The following is an 18,935-nucleotide window of genomic DNA, read 5'->3' on the forward strand; positions in this document are numbered from 1 at the left end:
CATGGTGCGACGCGTCTTCTGGATGGCGGTCGGTGCCGGTGCCACCGTCTGGGCCATGAACAAGGCCAACGAGGCCGTGCACCGGCTCACCCCGGACAGCCTCTCCGGCACCGCCACGCGCGGTGCGCTGCACCTGGGCGACCTGGCCAAGCAGTTCGCCCAGGACGTGCGGGCGGGCATGACCGAGCGCGAGGAGCAGCTGCGCGACGACCTCGGACTGCACGGCACCGCCGTCGTCGAGCCCCGGCGCCGCCGGGTGGCCAGGGGCGAGCCGCAGTACCGAGCTATCTCGGCGGCGCCCGGCAGCCCGGCCGCCGCCCTGCCTTCGTCCAGCAGTGCCCGCACCACACCCCAAGCCACTGAAGAAACGCCCCGCCGCGCGCTGCCGCAGCGGGGCGGCACCCCGAACCGGAAGGACCAATAATGGAGTCGGCTGAGATCCGCCGCCGCTGGCTGCGCTTCTTCGAGGAGCGCGGCCACACCGTCGTTCCGTCGGCGTCCCTGGTCGCCGACGACCCCACCCTGCTGCTGGTCAACGCCGGCATGGTGCCGTTCAAGCCCTACTTCCTGGGCGAGGTCAAGCCGCAGTTCTCGCGCGCCACCAGCGTCCAGAAGTGCGTGCGCACCCTGGACATCGAGGAGGTCGGGAAGACCACCCGGCACGGCTCCTTCTTCCAGATGTGCGGCAACTTCTCCTTCGGCGACTACTTCAAGGAAGGCGCCATCAAGTTCGCGTGGGAGCTGCTCACCAGCTCCGTCGCGGACGGCGGCTACGGCCTGGAGAAGGAGAAGCTCTGGATCACCGTCTACCGGGACGACGACGAGGCCGAGCAGATCTGGCGTGACGTCATCGGCGTCCCCTCCGAGCGCATCCAGCGCCTCGGCATGAAGGACAACTTCTGGTCGATGGGCGTCCCCGGCCCGTGCGGCCCGTGCTCGGAGATCAACTACGACCGCGGCCCCGCGTACGGCGAGGAGGGCGGCCCGGCCGTCAACGGCGAGCGCTACCTGGAGATCTGGAACCTGGTCTTCATGCAGTACGAGCGCGGCCACGGCGACGGCAAGGACGGTTTCGAGATCCTCGGCGACCTGCCGAGCAAGAACATCGACACCGGCCTCGGCCTGGAGCGCCTGGCCGCCATCCTGCAGGGCGTCGACAACCTCTTCGAGATCGACACCAGCCGGATGATCCTCGACCGCGCCGCCGAGCTGACCGGCCACACCTACGGCGCCGACCACAAGTCGGACGTCTCGCTGCGCGTGGTCACCGACCACATCCGCACCGCGCTGATGCTGATCGGCGACGGCGTCACCCCCGGCAACGAGGGCCGCGGCTACGTGCTGCGCCGCATCCTGCGCCGCGCCATCCGCAACATGCGCCTGCTGGGTGCCACCGGTCCGGTCGCCAAGGACCTCACCGACATCGCCATCAAGGCGATGGCCCCGCAGTACCCGGAGCTGGAGAGCGACCGCAAGCGCATCGAGACGGTCGTCGTCGGCGAGGAGGCGGCCTTCCTGCAGACCCTGAAGGCCGGCACCAGCCTGCTGGACGCCGCGGTCACCGAGACCAAGCAGGCCGGCGGCGCGGTGCTCTCCGGTGACCAGGCCTTCAAGCTGCACGACACCTACGGCTTCCCGATCGACCTCACCCTGGAGATGGCCGAGGAGCAGGGCCTCCAGGTGGACGAGGCCGGCTTCCGCCGCCTGATGCAGGAGCAGCGGGACCGCGCCAAGGCGGACGCCAAGGCCAAGAAGATGGGCCACGCCGACGTCGCCGCGTACCGCGAGGTCGCCGACAAGTCCGGCGCGAGCGTCTTCACCGGCTACAGCCTCACCGAGGGCGAGGCCACCGTGGTCGGCCTGCTGGTGGACGGCGTTCCGTCGCCGGCCGCCTCCGAGGGCGACGAGGTCGAGATCATCCTCGACCGCACCCCGTTCTACGCCGAGGGCGGCGGTCAGCTCGCCGACCACGGCCGGATCCGGCTGGAGTCCGGCGCGGTGGTGGAGATCCGCGATGTGCAGCAGCCCGTCCCGGGTGTCATCGTGCACTCCGGCGGGGTGCTGTTCGGCGAGGTCGTGCTCGGCGCCTCGGCGTACGCCACGATCGACGTCGACCGCCGCCGGGCGATCGCCCGCGCCCACTCGGCCACCCACCTGACCCACCAGGCGCTGCGCGACGCGCTCGGCCCGACGGCCGCCCAGGCCGGCTCCGAGAACGCGCCCGGCCGCTTCCGCTTCGACTTCGGCTCGCCCGCCGCCGTCCCGGGTAGCGTGCTGGTCGACGTCGAGCAGAAGATCAACGACGTGCTGGGTCGCGAACTCGACGTCACCGCCGAGGTCATGACGATGGATCAGGCCCGCAAGGCCGGCGCCATCGCGATGTTCGGCGAGAAGTACGGCGACGAGGTCCGGGTCGTCACCATCGGCGACTTCTCCAAGGAGCTGTGCGGTGGCACGCACGTCGGCAACACCGCCCAGCTGGGTCTGGTGAAGCTGCTCGGCGAGTCCTCGATCGGCTCCGGCGTGCGCCGCGTCGAGGCGCTGGTCGGCGTCGACGCGTACAAGTTCCTGGCCCGCGAGCACACCGTGGTCTCCCAGCTGACCGACCTGGTCAAGGGCCGCCCGGAGGAGCTGCCGGAGAAGATCTCGGGCATGCTCGCCAAGCTCAAGGACGCCGAGAAGGAGATCGAGCGCTTCCGCGCCGAGAAGGTGCTGGCCGCCGCGGCGGGCCTGGCCGACTCGGCCGAGGACGTGCACGGCATCTCCGTGGTCGCCGCCCAGGTCGCCGACGGCGTGGGCGCGGACGAGCTGCGCAAGCTGGTGCTGGACGTGCGCGGCCGGCTCGGCTCGCGCCCGGCCGTGGTCGCCGCCTTCACCGTGGCGAACGACCGCCCGCTGACCGTGATCGCCACCAACGAGGACGCCCGCGCCCGCGGCATCAAGGCCGGCGAGCTGGTCCGGGTCGCCGCCAAGACCCTCGGCGGCGGCGGTGGCGGCAAGGACGACGTCGCCCAGGGCGGCGGCTCCAACCCGGCCGCGGTCGGCGAGGCCGTCGCCGCGGTGCGCGGCCTGGTCGCGGAGCGCGCCAGCTGATGGAGCAGGTGGAAAGACCCTTCCGGCGCGGACGGCGGATCGCCGTCGACGTCGGTGACGCCCGGATCGGGGTCGCGTCCTGCGACCCCGACGGGGTGCTCGCCACCCCCGTGGAGACCGTCCCGGCCGGAGCGAAGTCGCAGGCCAGGATCGCCGCCATCGTCGACGAGTACGAGGCGATGGAGGTGATCGTCGGGCTGCCGCGCTCGTTGAGCGGCAAGGAGGGCCCGGCGGCGGAGAAGGTCCGCGGGTATGCCGCCCGGCTGGCCAACCGGCTCTACCCGGTGCCGGTCCGGCTGGTCGACGAACGGATGTCGACCGTCACCGCCACCCACGGGCTGCGCGCCTCGGGGGTCAAGGCGAAGAAGGGTCGCTCGGTGGTCGACCAGGCCGCCGCGGTGGTGATCCTGCAGACCGCCCTTGAGTCCGAACGGGTGAGCGGGCGCCCGCCCGGTGAGAGCGTCGAGGCGGTTGGCTGACCGGCCTGATCTAACGTCCCGGTGAGGGGTCCGTGCGGACGCGTCCGCACGGACCCTTTTCGTTCGTTCCGGGACCGCCGAGGGGACGCGAGCCATGACCGACCAGGACTTCCACCCGGGGCTCACGCCCGGGCACCTGGGTGCGCCGGTGCTGGAGCCGGAGGGTCGCCCGCCGGGCGCGCCCCGTACGCGCTCCGATGCGCCGGATCCGCACCGACGGCGTAACGGGCTGGCCTGCGCGCTCACCGCGCTCTCCCTGATCGGGGTGTTCGGCGGGGCGGGCCTCACCGGCTACGCCTGGTTGCAGGAGCAGCGCAAACCCCGGGTCGCCGCCGACTACGCGGGGCAGGGCACCGGCAGCGTCCAGGTCTCGGTGCCGGAGGGGGCGGGACTGTCCCAGATCGCGTACGCGCTGGTGCGCAACGGGGTGGTCGCCAGCTCGCTCGCCTTCACCCGGGAGGCCAAGGGCAGCGCCGCGGCGGCCGGGCGGATCCAGCCCGGCACGTACACGATGAAGCAGCGGATGTCGGCCGCGGCCGCGCTGGCCGTACTGATCGACCCGGCCAACGCCAACGGCCTGACCATCCCCGAGGGCTGGCGCGGTTACCAGATCTACGCGGCGATCGACCGGAAGCTGGGCCTGCCGGACGGCACCACCCAGCGCACCGCCCAGGAGCAGGGCGCCGAACTGGGCCTGCCGGACTTCACCAAGGGCAGCCCCGAGGGCTACCTGTTCCCCGCGACGTACAGCGTCACCGACGGGACCACCGCGATCGAGCTGCTGAAACAGATGGTGGACCGGGCCGGCAAGGAGTTCAGCCGGGATGACGCGAACGTCGTCGCGCAGAACCTCGGGCAGAGCCTGTACGGGCTGGTGACGGTGGCCAGCATGGTCCAGGGCGAGGCCGACAACACCGAGGACATGGGCCGGGTGGCGCGGGTGATCTACAACCGGCTGGCCAGGGCGATGCCGCTGCAGCTCGACTCCACGATCAACTACGCGCTCGGCCGGTCGACCCTGAACACCACGGTGACCGACACCAGGCTGGACTCCCCGTACAACACCTACCTGCACCCAGGGCTGCCGCCCACGCCGATCTCCAATCCGGGGCGGCAGGCGATCATGGCGGCACTGGACCCGGTGCCGGGGGACTGGCTCTACTTCGTCACCGTGAAACCGGGGGACACCCGATTCACCGACAGCTTCGAGGTGCAGCAGCGCAACGTCGCGGAGTTCAACGCCAACCGGGCGTCGGCGAAGCCGAGCGACCCGGCCGCGCCGTCGGGTTCGCCCTCCGGTTCGCCGTCGGGGGTGCCCTCGGGGTCGCCTGCGGGTTCCGCCGCCGCGTCGGCGGCGGCCTCCGGCTCGGCCGCCGCCTCCGCTCCGGCGGCGCCGATGGACGGTGCCACCGGCGGGTGAGGTCGGACACCGGTGGCGCATCCGCCCTGCCAGGGGCACGACTGCGGTACGGTAACGTCTCCTCCCAGGCGCTGCGCTAGCACGCCGGTTCGAGAATCAGCCGGGACCGCGTCCCGGACGGCCGGTCCGATCCTCCGGCCGTCTTCGTCGGTTAAGGGGATCAATGACCGATCTGGGTCGGGGCTACGGCCCCCAGGGCTCCGAGCCGTGGCACCCCGGTGACCCCGGGTACGGCGGCCAGCAGCCGGTCCCCGGCCAGCAGGACGGCCAGTGGCAGCAGCAGCAGTATTCCCAGCAGGGCCAGCCGGTCCAACAACCGTACGGGGACGGGCAGCAGCAGGGGTACCCGCAGCAGCAGATGCCCCAGCAGATGGCGCAGCAGGGGTACCCGCAGGGGTATCAGCAGCAGGGGTTCCCGGGCGAGCAGCAGCAGTATCCGCAGCAGCAGATGCCGCAGCAGGGCTACCCGCAGCAGCAGGTGGCACAGCAGGGCTACCCGCAGCAGCAGGGGCAGCAGGGGTACCCGCAGCAGCAACAGGTGCCGCAGCAGGGGTATCCGCAGCAGCAGATGCCGCAGCAGGGCTACCCGCAGCAGCAGGTGGCGCAGCAGGGGTACCCGCAGCAGCAGGGGCAGCAGCCGGGGATGTCCCCGCAGCAGCAGGGGCAGCAGCCGGGGATGTCCCCGCAGCAGCCCGGTGTGCAGCAGCAGCCGGGGATGCCGCAGCAGGGCGCGCAGCCCGGGCAGCCGCAGGGCCGGCGGCGGGCGGCGCCGGAGCCGGAGCCGGTCGCGCCCGCGGGCCCCGGCCCGGACGGCATCGACTGGGAGGCCGAGGCCGCCGCGCTGGAGGCCGGCGCCGACCCGGTGGGCGGGCACGGGCCCGAGACCGACGAGTGGGACGGCCACGAGGAGGGCCCGCACGGGGACGACCTGTACGAGGACGGTCTCCACGAGGACGCCGAGTACCGGGACGAGGACGGCGACCCCGAGCAGGCCGGCTTCCTCGGCGAGGAGGACGACTCCCGCGACGCGAAGAAGAAGCGCAAGGAGAAGGGCAAGAAGTCCGGCCGCCGCAACGGCGGGGCCTGCCTGCTGGTCGCGCTGGTGCTGGTCGGCGCCCTGGGCGGCGCCGGCTGGTGGGGCTACGGCTTCTACCAGGACCACTTCGGCCCGCCGCCGGACTTCCAGGGCCAGGGCACCGATTCCGTCCAGGTCGAGGTCAAGTCAGGCGCGGTCGGCGGGCAGATCGGCCTCGCGCTGAAGACCGCCGGCGTGGTCAAGAGCGTCGACGCGTTCAGCAAGGCCTGCAGCGCCGAGCCCAAGTGCACCACCATCCAGCCGGGCTTCTACGCGCTGAAGAAGGAGCTGCCGGCCGCGGCCGCGCTCCAGGGCCTGCTCCAACAGGCCGGTGGCGAGGGGCTGGTCATCCCCGAGGGCAAGACCGCCGCCGACATCTACACCATGATCGACGGGAAGCTGAAGCTGTCGCCGGGCACCACGGCGGGCGTCGCCAAGGCCCAGGTCGCCAACCTCGGCCTGCCCCCGTACGCGAACGGCAACATCGAGGGCTTCCTCTGGCCGACGCGTTACAACATCGCCGAGGGCATGAAGCCCGAGGACCTGCTCAAGCAGATGGTGAAGAACGCCACCGACAAGTACGCGAACCTGGACGCCGAGGCCTCCAAGGCCGGTCTCAAGACCGCGTACGAGGTGGTCATCGAGGCGAGCATCCTGCAGCGCGAGGGCAACAACACGGACGACTTCGCCAAGATGGCGAGGACCATCCAGAACCGCCTCTCCAGCGACGCGACGCAGCACACCCTCGGCATGGACACCACGCTGCAGTACTCGCTCGGTCGCACGCAGCTCGACAAGAAGGAAATCGACGACGCGTCCAACAAGTACAACACCTACCGAAACCCGGGCCTGCCGCCCACCCCGATCTCCAACCCGGGCGACGCGGCGATCAAGGCGGTGCTCAACCCGGCGGACGGCAAGTGGCTGTACTTCATCGCGATGGACCCGACCCATACCCTCTTCGCGGAGACGGACAAGGAGCACGCGGCCAACGTCGAGAAGTACTGCAAGGCGGCCGGCCAGGGCTTCGACAAGGTGCGCGTCCACTGCACCACCGCCAAGTAGCCTGCTCGGGCGAGTCGTTCAGGGAGAAGCAGCGTTGACCAGCAAGCACCGGGCGGCCGTCCTCGGCTCGCCGATCGCCCACTCGCTCTCGCCGGACCTGCACCGGGCCGCCTTCGCGGCGCTCGGGCTGGACGGCTGGCGCTACGACCGCTTCGAGGTGGACGAGGCCGGTCTGCCCGGCTTCCTCGCCGGGCTGGACGAGGCCGAGTGGGCGGGGCTGTCGCTGACCATGCCGCTGAAGCGGGCGATCATCCCGCTGCTGGACGAGGTGAGCGCGACGGCCCGCTCGGTGGACGCGGTCAACACCGTGGTGTTCACCGCCGACGGGCGGCGCACCGGGGACAACACCGACGTCCCCGGGCTGGTGAACGCGCTGCGCGAGCGCGGCATCACCGAGGTGCCGGGCGCGGCCGTGCTGGGCGCCGGGGCCACCGCCTCCTCGGCGCTGGCGGCGCTCGCCCAGGTCTGCACCGGCGAGGTGACCGTCTACGTGCGCAGCGCGGAGCGGGCCCGGGAGATGGCCGAGCTGGGCGAGCGGCTGGGCGTCGTCGTGCGCACCGCCGACTGGGAGCGCGGGGCCGAGGCGCTGGCGCAGCCGCTGACCGTCTCCACCACGCCCGTCGGCGCGACCGACGCCTTCGCCGGGGCGCTGCCCGCCGCGCCGGGGGCGCTGTTCGACGTGCTCTACCACCCGTGGCCGACGGCGCTGGCCGCCGCCTGCGCGGAGCGCGGGGCGACCGTCCTGGGCGGGCTGGACCTGCTGGTGCACCAGGCGGTGCTGCAGAGCGAGGCCTTCACCGGGCGGTCGCCGGGGCCGCTGGCGGCGATGCGCGAGGCGGGCGAGAAGGCCCTCGCCGGGCGCTGAGGCCGCGCCGGTGACCGGATCTCGCCGACCACTGCCGCGCCGGGTGGCCGGAATCGCGCCGACCACCGTCCCGCCGGGTGGCCGGTTGCCGTCCGTCACGCGGACTCCGCTCCCGGGTGCCGCCGGGGCATGAAAGGATTCAGTCACAAGGCACGTCCGGGCGGGCCCCGGCGGTGCCGTGGCCGGTCCGCTGATGAAGGAGCTCCGTTGGGTACGTTGCGCTGGCTGACGGCGGGGGAGTCGCACGGCCCCGCACTCGTCGCGACGCTGGAGGGCCTGCCCGCCGGTGTACCGGTCACCACCGCGGTGGTGGCCGACGCGCTGGCGCGCCGCCGGCTCGGTTACGGCCGCGGCGCACGGATGAAGTTCGAGCAGGACGAGGTGACCTTCCTCGGCGGTGTTCGGCACGGCGAGACCATGGGCAGCCCGGTCGCGGTCATGGTCGGCAACACCGAGTGGCCGAAGTGGGAGCAGGTCATGTCGGCCGACCCGGTCGACCCCGAGGTGCTGGCCGGCCTGGCCCGCAACGAGGCGCTCACCCGCCCTCGCCCCGGCCACGCCGACCTGGCCGGCATGCAGAAGTACTCGATCGACGAGGCCCGCCCGATCCTGGAGCGCGCCAGCGCCCGCGAGACGGCCGCCCGGGTCGCGCTCGGCGCCGTCGCCCGCGCGTACCTGAAGGAGACCTGCGGGATCGAGATCGTCAGCCACGTGGTCGAGCTGGCCGCCGCCAAGGCGCCGGCCGGCGTGCTGCCGCTGCCCTCGGACGAGGCGAAGCTGGACGCCGACCCGGTCCGCTGCCTGGACGCGGACGCCTCGAAGGCGATGGTCGCCGAGATCGACCAGGCCCACAAGGACGGCGACACCCTCGGCGGTGTGGTCGAGGTGCTGGCGTACGGCGTGCCGGTGGGCCTCGGCTCGCACGTGCACTGGGACCGCCGGCTGGACGCCCGGCTGGCCGCCGCGCTGATGGGCATCCAGGCGATCAAGGGCGTCGAGGTCGGCGACGGCTTCGAGCTGGCCCGGGTGCCCGGATCCAAGGCGCACGACGAGATCGTCCCGACCCCCGAGGGCGTCAAGCGCACCTCCGGCCGCTCCGGCGGCACCGAGGGCGGGCTGTCCACCGGCGAGGTGCTGCGGGTGCGTGCGGCGATGAAGCCGATCGCCACCGTGCCGCGGGCGCTGCAGACCCTGGACGTGCGCACCGGCGAGCCGGCCAAGGCGCACCACCAGCGCTCGGACGTCTGCGCCGTGCCGGCCGCGGGGATCGTCGCCGAGGCGATGGTCGCGCTGGTGCTGGCCGACGCGGTGAACGAGAAGTTCGGCGGTGACCACGTCTCCGAGACCCGCCGCAACGTGCAGAACTACCTCGACAACCTGATCATCCGATGACTGTTCCGGTCGTTGTGCTGGTCGGTCCGCCCGGCAGTGGCAAGTCCACCGTCGGGCGGGCCCTGGCCGAGCGCCTGGGCGTCGCCTTCCGGGACACCGACGCCGACATCGAGGCGCTGGCCGGCAAGCCCATCCCGGAGATCTTCATCGACGAGGGCGAGCCGCACTTCCGCGAGCTGGAGGTCCGGGCCGTGCGCGCGGGCGCCACGGAGCACGGCGGCGTCCTGGCGCTCGGCGGCGGCGCGGTGATGGCCGAGGCCACCCGCGCGCTGCTGCGCGAGCTGCCGGTGGTCTTCCTGGAGGTCCCGCTGGCGGACGCGGTCAAGCGGGTCGGCCTGGACGCCCCGCGCCCGCTGCTGGCCGTCAACCCGCGGGCCCGCTGGCGCGAGCTGATGGAGGCCCGCCGCCCCCTCTACCTGGAGGTGGCCACCGCCGTCGTCGACACCGCCGGCCGCACCCCGGAGCAGGTCGCGGACGCCGTACTGGAAGCACTGGAGCTGAAGACCCCCCATGACTGACCCCATCGTCAGGATTCACGTCGGCGGCAGCGCCGGCCACGACCCGTACGACGTGCTGATCGGGCACCAGCTGCTCGGCGAGCTGGCGCCGCTCATCGGCACTCGCGCCAAGCGGGTCGCGATCATCCACCCCGAGGCGCTGGCCGCCACCGCCGACGCCATCCGCGAGGACCTGCTCGGCGAGGGCTACGAGGCGATCGCCCTCCAGGTGCCCAACGCCGAGGACGCCAAGAGCGCCGAGGTCGCCGCGTACTGCTGGTCGGTGCTCGGGCAGACCGGGTTCACCCGCAGCGACGTCATCGTCGGCCTGGGCGGCGGCGCCACCACCGACCTGGCCGGCTTCGTGGCCGCCACCTGGCTGCGCGGCGTGCGCTGGATCTCCATGCCCACCACGCTGCTCGGCATGGTCGACGCGGCCGTCGGCGGCAAGACCGGCATCAACATCGCCGAGGGCAAGAACATGGTCGGCGCCTTCCACCCGCCGGTGGGCGTGCTGGCCGACCTCGACACCCTGGCGACCGTGCCCAAGCACGACTACGTCTCCGGCCTCGCCGAGGTCATCAAGTGCGGCTTCATCGCCGACCCGGCCATCCTCGACCTGATCGAGGCCGACCCGGAGGGCGCCAAGACGCCGGACGGCCCGCACACCGTCGAGCTGATCCGCCGCGCCATCCAGGTCAAGGCCGACGTGGTCTCCGGGGACCTCAAGGAATCCGGCCGACGCGAGATCCTCAACTACGGCCACACCCTCGGCCACGCCATCGAGCGCAACGAGCGCTACAAGTGGCGGCACGGCGCCGCGATCTCCATCGGCATGGTCTTCGCCGCTGAACTCGGCCGCCTGGCCGGTCGGTTGGACGACGAGACGGCCGACCGGCACCGCACCGTGCTGGCCTCCGTCGGCCTGCCGCTGCGGTACCAGGCGGACGCCTGGCCGAAGCTGCTGGACGCCATGAAGATCGACAAGAAGTCGCGCGGCGACCTGATCCGCTTCATCGTCCTGGACGGCCTCGGCAAGACCTCCGTCCTGGAGGGCCCCGACCCGTCCCTGCTGGTCGCCGCCTACGCGGAGGTCTCGGCGTGACCCGGGTGATGGTGCTCAACGGCCCCAACCTCGGGCGGCTCGGCAGCCGCGAGCCGGACGTCTACGGCGCCACGTCCTACGCCGGGCTGGTCGAGCGTTGCACCGCGCTCGGCAAGGAGTTCGGCTTCGAGGTCGAGGTCCACGAGACCAACTCCGAGCAGCAGATGGTGGAGTGGCTGCACGAGGCGGCCGACGGCAAGGTGCCCGTGGTGATCAACCCGGGCGCGTTCACGCACTACTCGTACGCCATGCGGGACGCCGCCGCGCAGCGCACCGCGCCGCTGATCGAGGTGCACATCTCCAACCCGTACGCGCGGGAGACCTTCCGGCACACCTCGGTGATCGCCGCGGTGGCCTCCGGCACCATCGCCGGGTTCGGGCTCGGCTCGTACGAGCTGGCCCTGCGCGCCCTGGCCGAACAGCTCACCACGCGCTGACGCCTGGTCAGCGGCCCGGCGGCGGACTGTGCCCGCCGCCGGGCCGCCGTGTAGTGTCCCCGCTGAGAGGTGTCGGGAGGTGACCGTGACGCAGTACGCCGGGGGTGGGCAGATCCCGCCGCGTCCCGTCGCTCCGCCGGGGCCGCAGCCGTCGGGGAGCCGGTCGTCAGGGGCGCAGTCGTCGAGGGTGGTCGGTCCGCCGCCGGCGTCCGCTCCGGTCGCTCCGGCCCCGGTGCCGGCAGCACCGGCGCCCGCTCCGCCCGTGCCCGCGCCGCCCGCGCCCGTCCCTCCGGCCCCCGCGCCGAGCGCGCCCGTCCCCGCCGGGGCCACCGGGCACTTCGTGCTGCCCTCCGGCATGCCCGTCCAGCTCCCCACCCACCCGCCCCAGCGGCACGCGCCCTCCGGACCGATCGCCGTCCTGCTGATCGGACCTGCCGGAGCCGGCAAGACCACCGTCGCCCGGTACTGGGCCGAGCGCCGGCCCACCCCGACCGCGCACATCAGCCTGGACGACGTCCGCGAGTGGGTGCAGTCCGGCTTCGCCAACCCGCAGTCCGGCTGGAACAACGCCTCCGAGGCGCAGTACCGGCTGGCCCGCCGCACCTGCGGCTTCGCCTGCCGCAACTACCTCGCCAACGGCATCTCCTGCATCATCGACGACGCGGTCTTCCCGGACCGCCCGGCGATCGGCCTCGGCGGCTGGAAGCGGCACATCGGCCCCGGCATGATCCCGGTCGTGCTGCTGCCCAGCCTGGACTCCGTGCTGCGCCGCAACGCCCGGCGCGGCGGCACCCGGCGGCTCGGCGACGAGGAGGTGGCGCGGATCCACGGCCGGATGGCCGGCTGGTACAACTCCGGGCTGCCGATCATCGACAACTCCTCCCTGGACGTCGCCGGCACCGCCGCCGAGCTGGACCGCGTCATCCTGGCCCGGCTGATGGGCATGCCGGTCCGCTGACCCGGGGGTGTGTCGGTCCCGGCTGCGATGATGGACGAGTCCTTGGACCCGTCCTGTCGAACCACCCCGGGGGAGCTGACGCCCGTGCCGGAAGGCCACATCATCCACCGCCTCGCCGCCGAGAACCGGAAGGCCTTCGGCGGCCGCCCGGTCGAGGTGTCCAGCCCGCAGGGCCGGTTCGCCGACGAGGCCAAGGTGATCGACGGGCAACTGCTCACCGGAGCCGAGGCCACCGGCAAGCACCTGTTCCTCGGCTTCGAGGAGGGCGCCTGGGTGCACGTCCACCTCGGCCTCTACGGCGGCTTCACCTTCGGCACCGGTCCCACGCCCGAGCCGGTCGGCCTGGTCCGGCTGCGGCTGGCCAACGACGACGGCTACGCCGACCTGCGCGGCCCGAACACCTGCGCGCTGGTGACCGGCGCCGAGAAGGCCGCCGTCGCCGCCCGCCTCGGGCCCGACCCGCTGCGCGCCGACGCCGATCCGGAGGCCGCCTGGCGGCGGATATCGGGGAGTCGGACGACCGTCGCCGCGCTGCTCATGGACCAGAAGGTGCTGGCCGGGGTGGGCAACGTCTACCGGGCCGAGGTGCTGTTCCGGCACGGGATCAACCCGCACCGGGCCGGCCGGGACCTGACCCGGGGCGAGTGGGACGCGATCTGGGCCGACCTGGTCGCCCTGATGCACGAGGGCGTCGGCGCGGGCCGGATCGACACCGTACGCCCCGAGCACACCCCCGAGGCGATGGGCCGCCCACCGCGGGTCGACGACCACGGCGGCGAGGTCTACGTCTACCGCCGCGCCGCGATGCCCTGCCTGGTCTGCGGCACCGACGTCCGCACCGAGCAGCACGCCGCGCGCAACCTCTTCTGGTGCCCGCGCTGCCAGGCGGCCTGAGGCCCTGATCCGCCCTCCGGCCCGGCGCCCAGCCCGTAGGCTGGGGCCGACCGGCCGGAGGGAGCAGACAAGATGGAGCATCACCGGGTGGCCAACACCGTGTCAGGGACGGTGGGCGGCCATGTGGTGCAGGCCGAGAACATCGGGTCGGTGCACATCCACCAGTCCGAGGCGCCGCCGAGACCGCATCAGATCCGCCCGCCGCACGGCCCCTTCGTCAACCGTGAGCCGGAACTCGCCGCACTCCTCTCGGCCTTGGGCCAGGTCGAGGCGGGAGGACTGGGGATCGTGGTGTTCACCGGCCTCGGCGGAGTCGGGAAGACCGAGCTGATCGCCAAGTTCACCGAGGAGCACCGGGCGCGCTTCCCGGGTGGGGATCTCTACGCGGACCTCCAGGCGTACCGGCACCAGGGCGGGGTGGACCTTCCCGAACTGCTGGCCGGCTTCCTGCGCGCCCTCGGTACGGAGCCCCCGGCGGTGGAGGCGGAGCGGTTCACGACGTTCCGGACGGTCACCGCCGAGCGTCGGTGCCTGTTCTTCCTGGACAACGTCGAGCACGCCGCCGAGGTCCGTGCGCTGCTCCCGTCCTGCGGGCTGGTGGTGGTCGCGAGCCGGCGGCGGCTGCCCGCGCTGCGGATGGACGGCGCCGAGGTGCGGCAGCTCGGACCGCTGAGCGCGACGGCCGGTGCCGATCTGGTTCGGGCCTGGCTGGGCTCCGAGCGGGGCACCGACGGGGAGTTGGCGGAGCTGGTCGAGCTGTGCGGCGGGTTGCCGCTCGCGCTCAACGCGGTCGGGAGCCAGCTGCTGGACCGCGACAGCCTGCCGATCGGCCGGGTGGTGGCCGAACTGCACGACCGGGAGGGCAGGTTGGCCGTGCTGCACGACGAGGGGAGCGATCTCGGCCCGACCTACGACCTGGTCTACGAGCGGCTGTCGCCGCAGGGCCGGGCGCTCTACCACCTCGTCGGCGTGCACCCCGGCCCCTTCGTGTCCGCCGAACTGGCGTGCGCGACGGGCGTCGAGCAGGCCGGGACGGCGCTGAAGGAACTGCGCGCCGTCCACCTGCTGGACGAGGTGGTGGACGACGACGGCCTGGAGGCGCGCTTCCGCGCCCACGACGTGGTGCGGCTGCACGCCTACAGCCGCACCCGCGAGCTGCCCGGTCGGCTCGAACTCCTCGCCCGCGTGGTGGCCTACTTCCGGGGCCGGGCCTCGCTGGCCGACCGCGCGATGGGGCCGAGGCTGCGCCTGCAGGAGGCCGGTGGTGCGGGGCTGCCCGGCTTCTCCTCCGGTGCGGCGGCCCTGGAGTGGCTGCACGCCGAACGGGCCAACCTGCGCGCGGTGGTGGAGGAGGCGGCCGGGCGGCAGTGGCACGGTGAGGTGTGGCGGCTCTGCGAGTCGCTCTGGCCGCTGTACCACGGCCGCAAGCTCTACCAGGACTGGATCGCCACCCACCGGCTCGGCGTCGAATCGGCCCAGTGGGACAACCAGCCGGCCGCGGTGGTCCGGATGCGCAACCAGCTCGCCCGCGCCCACTTCGAGCGGAAGGAGTACCCGCTCGCCGCCGAGCAGTTGGCGCTCGCCGCGGAGCAGGTGCCGCTGGTGACCGACCGGCGCGTCGTGGGTGTGCTGTACGAGACGGACGGCCTGCTGTGCCTGGCCGACGGCCGGCCGGGGCGGGCGGTGGAGCGGTTCACGCTGGCCCGGGAGGCCAACCGGGGCGACGCGCACGGCGAGATCGTGCAGGCCTACAACGTGGCGCAGGCGCTCATCGCGGACGCCCGCCCGGAGCAGGCGCTGGCCGTCCTGGACGAGGCCACGGCGCAGGCCGGGCGCACCGGGGACGACGACATGCTGATGAAGCTGCCGTTGGTCCGCGCCCGGGCCCACCGCGCCCTCGGGCAGCTCGACCTCGCCGTCGCCCACGCGAAGGACTGCGCCCGGCGGGCCGAGGAGCGGAAGCAGTACGCGAAGGAGACGCAGGCCCACACCCTGCTCGCCGCCCTCGCGGAGGAGCTGGGCGACTTGGAGCTGGCGGAGCACAGCCGCGAGCGGCTGCGGGAACTACGGGCTTGAGGCCCGGCACGGCCCGGTGGTGAAGGACACCCGGGTGCGGTGGTCGCCGGTGCGGAGGGTGAGGCCGTGCTCGGGGAGGGTGGCCGGGTCGCCGCCGTCGGCGATCCAGCAGGCCACGGCGGAGCCGAGCAGCAGCGGGTCGAGGCTGGGCTCGGGGCAGCTCCAGTCCCGTTCGGCGCAGGCCTCCAACAGCAGGCCGGTGCGCAGCCGGAGCAGGTGGCGGGCCGGGCCGAGGGCGGCCACCGCGACGGCGAGGCCGGGGAGTTCGGCGGCGGAGTCGGCGAGCCAGCGTGCGGCCGGGCGTTCGGCGTGGACCTCGGTCCGGGCCAGCACCTCGGCGGTGTAGCGCAGGGCGTCGCCCGGGTGTTCGTCGGTGAGCGCGTGGAAGCCGCGCGGCGTGTGATCGTCCGGTTCGAAGGGGTAGCGCCGCAGGCTGACCTCGGTGCCCTCGCTCTCGGCCTCGACGTCGTAGGCCGTGGGCCCGTCGGTGGTTCCGGGGCGTGGGACGGGCTTGGGGTAGGGCGGCAGGACCGGTTCGTTCCCGGGTTCGTCCAGCTGCTCCAGGAAGGAGTAGAGCAAAGGGCGCAGCAGCTCGGCGGAGCGGCCGCGCCGGCCGAGTGAGCGGTCGGCGATCCGGCGCAGCGCGGTCGGGTCCTGCTTCCGCAGGATCTGGTCGAGCTGGGCGGCGAGGTCGCCGTCGGGGTCGAGTACGGGCGCGGCCTGGCCGAAGGCGTAGCTGGGGGAGCGCGGGTCGAGTTCGGCGGCGCCGGTGGCGACGAGCGCGGTGGGCCGCTCCAGCGCGGCGCCGTAGACGGACACCGAGCCGTGGTCGCCGATCTGGCAGTCGGCGGCGACCAGGGCGGCCTGCCAGCCCTGGTGGGGCGGGATCAGGCGCAGGCCCATCCGGCGGGCGCTGTCGAGCAGGGCCTCGGGGTCGTGCCGGCTCCAGATGTTGGGGTGCAGGACGACGGCCACCGTGTACTCGTCGGCGGGCAGTCGGCGGACCAGGTGCAGGGGCAGGTCGGGGCGGCAGCCGAATAACGAGTGCTCGCTCCAGGTGGAGTTGACGACGACGAGCCGCCGGCCGTCGACGGCGCCGCGGTAGCCGTCGCGGGAGCGGAGGCTGCGGAGCATCCGGTCGAAGCAGGGGTCGCCGACCACGTGGGCGACGTCCAGCGCCTCCGGGCAGGAGACCCGCAGGCGGTCCAGCTGCTCGGGGTGGGAGAGGCCGAGGACGTCGACGAACACCCGGCCGTGGTGGGTGAGTTCGTTGCGGGAGAGGCCGGCGGAGCTGACCGTGTCGCCGGTGGACTCGGTCACCAGGCGGTTGTAGCCGGCGCCGTGCGGGAGGACGACGAGCCGGGCGTCCAGGCGGTGCATGGAGGCGTGGACGGCGCAGGCGACAGCCAGGTCGAAGTGGCGTCGGACGGCGTCCTCCCAGTCCAGCACGGTGATGCCGGGCAGGTCGTGCAGGTACTCGTCCAGGGCGCGGTCGGCGAAGGCGGATCCGGGGTTGACGGTGAAGTACCGTTCGAGGCCGTCCGGGTGCAGCAGGGTGAGGACGTCCAGGACCCGGGTGGCCGAGGTGAGGGTGCGGGCGACCGCCAGCACGCGGGCCTTGACCGGTCGGGTGTTCCAGCGGTCGGCGGGCCAGGCGTGGGGGTGGGACGGCACACCATGATCGTACTCACCCCCGGTGCCGCTCCGGGGCCGTTTCCCGAGTGTCGGTCAGCCCGAGAGCCGGTCAGCCGGTCGCCGCGGTGGGCTCGTGGTGCTCGGCGGCGGCGCACTCGTCGAGGAGGGGGCGCAGGGTGTCGTCCACGAGCCGGTAGCGCACGACGCGGCCGTCCTTGTCGCCGGTGACGACGCCGGCCGTCCGGAGCAGCCGCAGGGCCTGGGAGACGGCGGGGTCGCGCATGCCGGTGGCGACGGCGAGGTCGGTCACGGCGAGCGGGCCGGCCCGGTGGAGGGCGAGCAGGAGGGCGAGCCGTCCGGGGTCGGCGAGCAGGGAGAACCGCTCGGCCCAGGAGCGGACGTGCGCGGTGTCGCCGATCGCGGCGATGGCCTCGCAGACCCGGTGTCCGTCGATGGTGCGGTGGCCCGCGCGGTCGGCCGGTACGAGATGCATGCGCTCATTGTCGCAGGCGGGGGCGTGTGATCCTGGACACCTGCGCAGGTGCGCAGCCTTGCAAGGGTGGGGCCTGGCCCCTACGGTGTTCCCCGCCGTGGTGCTCGGGAAGACCGGTGACGGATCCTCAGGGGTCCCAGCCCGGAGCGGCCCTCGCCACTGTGATCGGGCCATCGCGATCGTCGTCGATGGAGAGTCGTCCGTACCCACGACGCCACTGGGAGCCTCGCGCGCCTGGGAAGGCGGGTACGGAATCCCCGTAAGCCAGGAGACCGGCCACGGCATCTCACGAACTGTTTCCACGAGGTGCTGGAGCGTGACCCGAAGATGACCGTGCCCGAAACCGCCGCCGCCGAGCCGACGGCGACACCGCCCGCGCTGCCCACGTTCCGCTGGAGGCGCGAGGACACCATCCGTACGGCCGGGCTGATGGGGGTGATCGTGGCCATGCACGTGGTGGCCTTCGGGACGCTCGTCTTCCTGGTGGCGCCGCACAAGTACGAGGTCGGTACCCAGGTCTTCGGGGTGGGCCTGGGGATCACCGCGTACACCCTCGGGATGCGGCACGCCTTCGACGCCGACCACATCGCGGTGATCGACAACACCACCCGCAAGCTGATGGCGGACGGCAAGCGGCCGGTCTCGGTCGGCTTCTGGTTCGCCCTCGGGCACTCCTCGATGGTGGTGATCATGGCGGCCCTGGTGGCGGGCGGCGCGCAGCTGGCCAACACCCTGATGGACGACGAGTCGACCACCCACAAGTGGCTCGGGGTGGTCGGGACGACGGCCTCCGGCGCGTTCCTCTACCTGATCGGCGCGCTCAACCTGGCCGCGCTGCTCGGCATCCTCAAGGTGTTCCGGTCGATGCGGGCCGGGTCGTACGACGAGGCGCAGCTGGAGGAGCACCTCAACTCGCGGGGGTTCATGGCCCGGGTGCTGAACCGGGCGACCCGGTCGATCACCCGGCCCGGGCAGATGTTCCCGGTGGGCATGGTGCTGGGGCTCGGCTTCGACACCGCGACCGAGGTCACCCTGATGGTGATGGCCGGGTCGGGCGCGGCGGCCGGGCTGCCCTGGTACGCGATCGTCTGCCTGCCGCTGCTGTTCGCGGCCGGGATGAGCCTGTTCGACACGCTGGACGGGACGTTCATGAACTTCGCGTACCAGTGGGCCTTCGCCAACCCGGTCCGGAAGGTGTACTACAACCTGACGATCACCGGGCTGTCGATCGCGGTGGCGTTCGTCATCGGCACCATCGAGCTGGTCGGCGTGCTGCACGAGAAGCTCGACCTGACCGACCCGGTCACCGGCTGGATCGCGGACATCTCGCTGGACAACGTCGGCTACGCGATCGCCGGGCTGTTCGTGGTGGTCTGGGCCGCGGCGATCGCGTACTGGAAGCTGGCCCGGGTGGAGAAGCGCTGGGTGGCGGCCGAGTAGGGGCCACCGGT

General features: G+C 73.0%; 16 protein-coding genes and 1 riboswitch. Of the genes, 14 read left to right on the forward strand and 2 right to left on the reverse strand.

Translation table 11 applies throughout. The features are described 5' to 3' along the window. Window position 1 precedes the first annotated feature (1 nt). From ACIO5E_RS13200 to ACIO5E_RS13260, 13 genes are all read left to right on the forward strand, one after another. Window positions 2–424, forward strand: a complete 423-nt coding sequence (locus ACIO5E_RS13200; RefSeq protein ID WP_280682927.1) for a DUF6167 family protein — start codon at window positions 2–4, stop codon at window positions 422–424. Then, window positions 424–3,093: an alanine--tRNA ligase gene (alaS, locus tag ACIO5E_RS13205; protein WP_400666763.1), complete on the forward strand. Its 2,670-nt coding sequence runs from the start codon at window positions 424–426 to the stop codon at window positions 3,091–3,093. Before ACIO5E_RS13200 ends, alaS begins: the two co-directional genes overlap by 1 nt. Next, on the forward strand, window positions 3,093–3,572 hold the full coding sequence (ruvX, locus tag ACIO5E_RS13210) for a Holliday junction resolvase RuvX (protein WP_280682922.1): 480 nt from the start codon (window positions 3,093–3,095) through the stop codon (window positions 3,570–3,572). Before alaS ends, ruvX begins: the two co-directional genes overlap by 1 nt. 94 nt (window positions 3,573–3,666) lie before the next feature. Further along, window positions 3,667–4,992 carry an endolytic transglycosylase MltG gene (gene mltG, locus ACIO5E_RS13215; RefSeq protein WP_400666766.1) on the forward strand — a complete coding sequence of 442 codons (1,326 nt, stop codon included), beginning with the start codon at window positions 3,667–3,669 and terminating at the stop codon, window positions 4,990–4,992. A gap of 163 nt (window positions 4,993–5,155) precedes the next feature. Then, entirely contained in the window at window positions 5,156–7,132 is a 1,977-nt protein-coding gene (gene mltG, locus ACIO5E_RS13220; protein ID WP_400666768.1) for an endolytic transglycosylase MltG, read from the forward strand. Between the two features lie 34 nt (window positions 7,133–7,166). Next, a complete protein-coding gene (locus ACIO5E_RS13225) occupies window positions 7,167–7,997 on the forward strand; it encodes a shikimate dehydrogenase (protein WP_400666770.1) in 831 nt (276 codons plus the stop codon). 207 nt (window positions 7,998–8,204) lie between these two features. Next, the gene (aroC, locus tag ACIO5E_RS13230) at window positions 8,205–9,389 is read left to right on the forward strand and encodes a chorismate synthase (RefSeq protein WP_280682908.1); all 1,185 of its coding nucleotides are present in this window, start codon (window positions 8,205–8,207) and stop codon (window positions 9,387–9,389) included. Beyond that, the gene (locus ACIO5E_RS13235; protein ID WP_400666773.1) at window positions 9,386–9,907 is read left to right on the forward strand and encodes a shikimate kinase; all 522 of its coding nucleotides are present in this window, start codon (window positions 9,386–9,388) and stop codon (window positions 9,905–9,907) included. The genes aroC and ACIO5E_RS13235 overlap by 4 nt, the downstream gene beginning before the upstream one ends. Further along, complete coding sequence (aroB, locus tag ACIO5E_RS13240) at window positions 9,900–10,991, forward strand: 3-dehydroquinate synthase (protein WP_400666775.1); 1,092 nt, start codon at window positions 9,900–9,902, stop codon at window positions 10,989–10,991. Before ACIO5E_RS13235 ends, aroB begins: the two co-directional genes overlap by 8 nt. Before the next feature lie 8 nt (window positions 10,992–10,999). After that, window positions 11,000–11,428 carry a type II 3-dehydroquinate dehydratase gene (gene aroQ / locus ACIO5E_RS13245; RefSeq protein ID WP_218200358.1) on the forward strand — a complete coding sequence of 143 codons (429 nt, stop codon included), beginning with the start codon at window positions 11,000–11,002 and terminating at the stop codon, window positions 11,426–11,428. An 85-nt stretch (window positions 11,429–11,513) separates the two neighbouring features. Beyond that, window positions 11,514–12,386, forward strand: coding sequence for an AAA family ATPase (locus ACIO5E_RS13250; protein WP_400667083.1), 873 nt, complete (start codon window positions 11,514–11,516; stop codon window positions 12,384–12,386). Between the two features lie 84 nt (window positions 12,387–12,470). Beyond that, window positions 12,471–13,280, forward strand: coding sequence for an Fpg/Nei family DNA glycosylase (locus tag ACIO5E_RS13255; protein ID WP_400666777.1), 810 nt, complete (start codon window positions 12,471–12,473; stop codon window positions 13,278–13,280). A 72-nt stretch (window positions 13,281–13,352) separates the two neighbouring features. Then, complete coding sequence (locus tag ACIO5E_RS13260; protein ID WP_400666779.1) at window positions 13,353–15,356, forward strand: AAA family ATPase; 2,004 nt, start codon at window positions 13,353–13,355, stop codon at window positions 15,354–15,356. Here ACIO5E_RS13260 and ACIO5E_RS13265 read toward each other — a convergent pair. Together ACIO5E_RS13265 and ACIO5E_RS13270 are read right to left on the reverse strand one after the other, a co-directional pair. Further along, window positions 15,345–17,030, reverse strand: coding sequence for a hypothetical protein (locus tag ACIO5E_RS13265; RefSeq protein ID WP_400666781.1), 1,686 nt, complete (start codon window positions 17,028–17,030; stop codon window positions 15,345–15,347). The genes ACIO5E_RS13260 and ACIO5E_RS13265 overlap by 12 nt on opposite strands. 70 nt (window positions 17,031–17,100) lie before the next feature. Further along, window positions 17,101–17,484, reverse strand: coding sequence for an ArsR/SmtB family transcription factor (locus ACIO5E_RS13270; RefSeq protein WP_400666784.1), 384 nt, complete (start codon window positions 17,482–17,484; stop codon window positions 17,101–17,103). Window positions 17,485–17,565: 81 nt separating this feature from the next. Further along, a riboswitch (cobalamin riboswitch) is annotated at window positions 17,566–17,780 on the forward strand. 31 nt (window positions 17,781–17,811) lie between these two features. Here ACIO5E_RS13270 and ACIO5E_RS13275 point away from each other — a divergent pair. Continuing rightward, entirely contained in the window at window positions 17,812–18,924 is a 1,113-nt protein-coding gene (locus ACIO5E_RS13275; RefSeq protein WP_400666786.1) for a HoxN/HupN/NixA family nickel/cobalt transporter, read from the forward strand. The last annotated feature ends 11 nt before the right edge of the window (window positions 18,925–18,935 follow it).

Source organism: Kitasatospora sp. NPDC087314, from assembly GCF_044744365.1.
Classification (GTDB): Bacteria; Actinomycetota; Actinomycetes; order Streptomycetales; family Streptomycetaceae; genus Kitasatospora.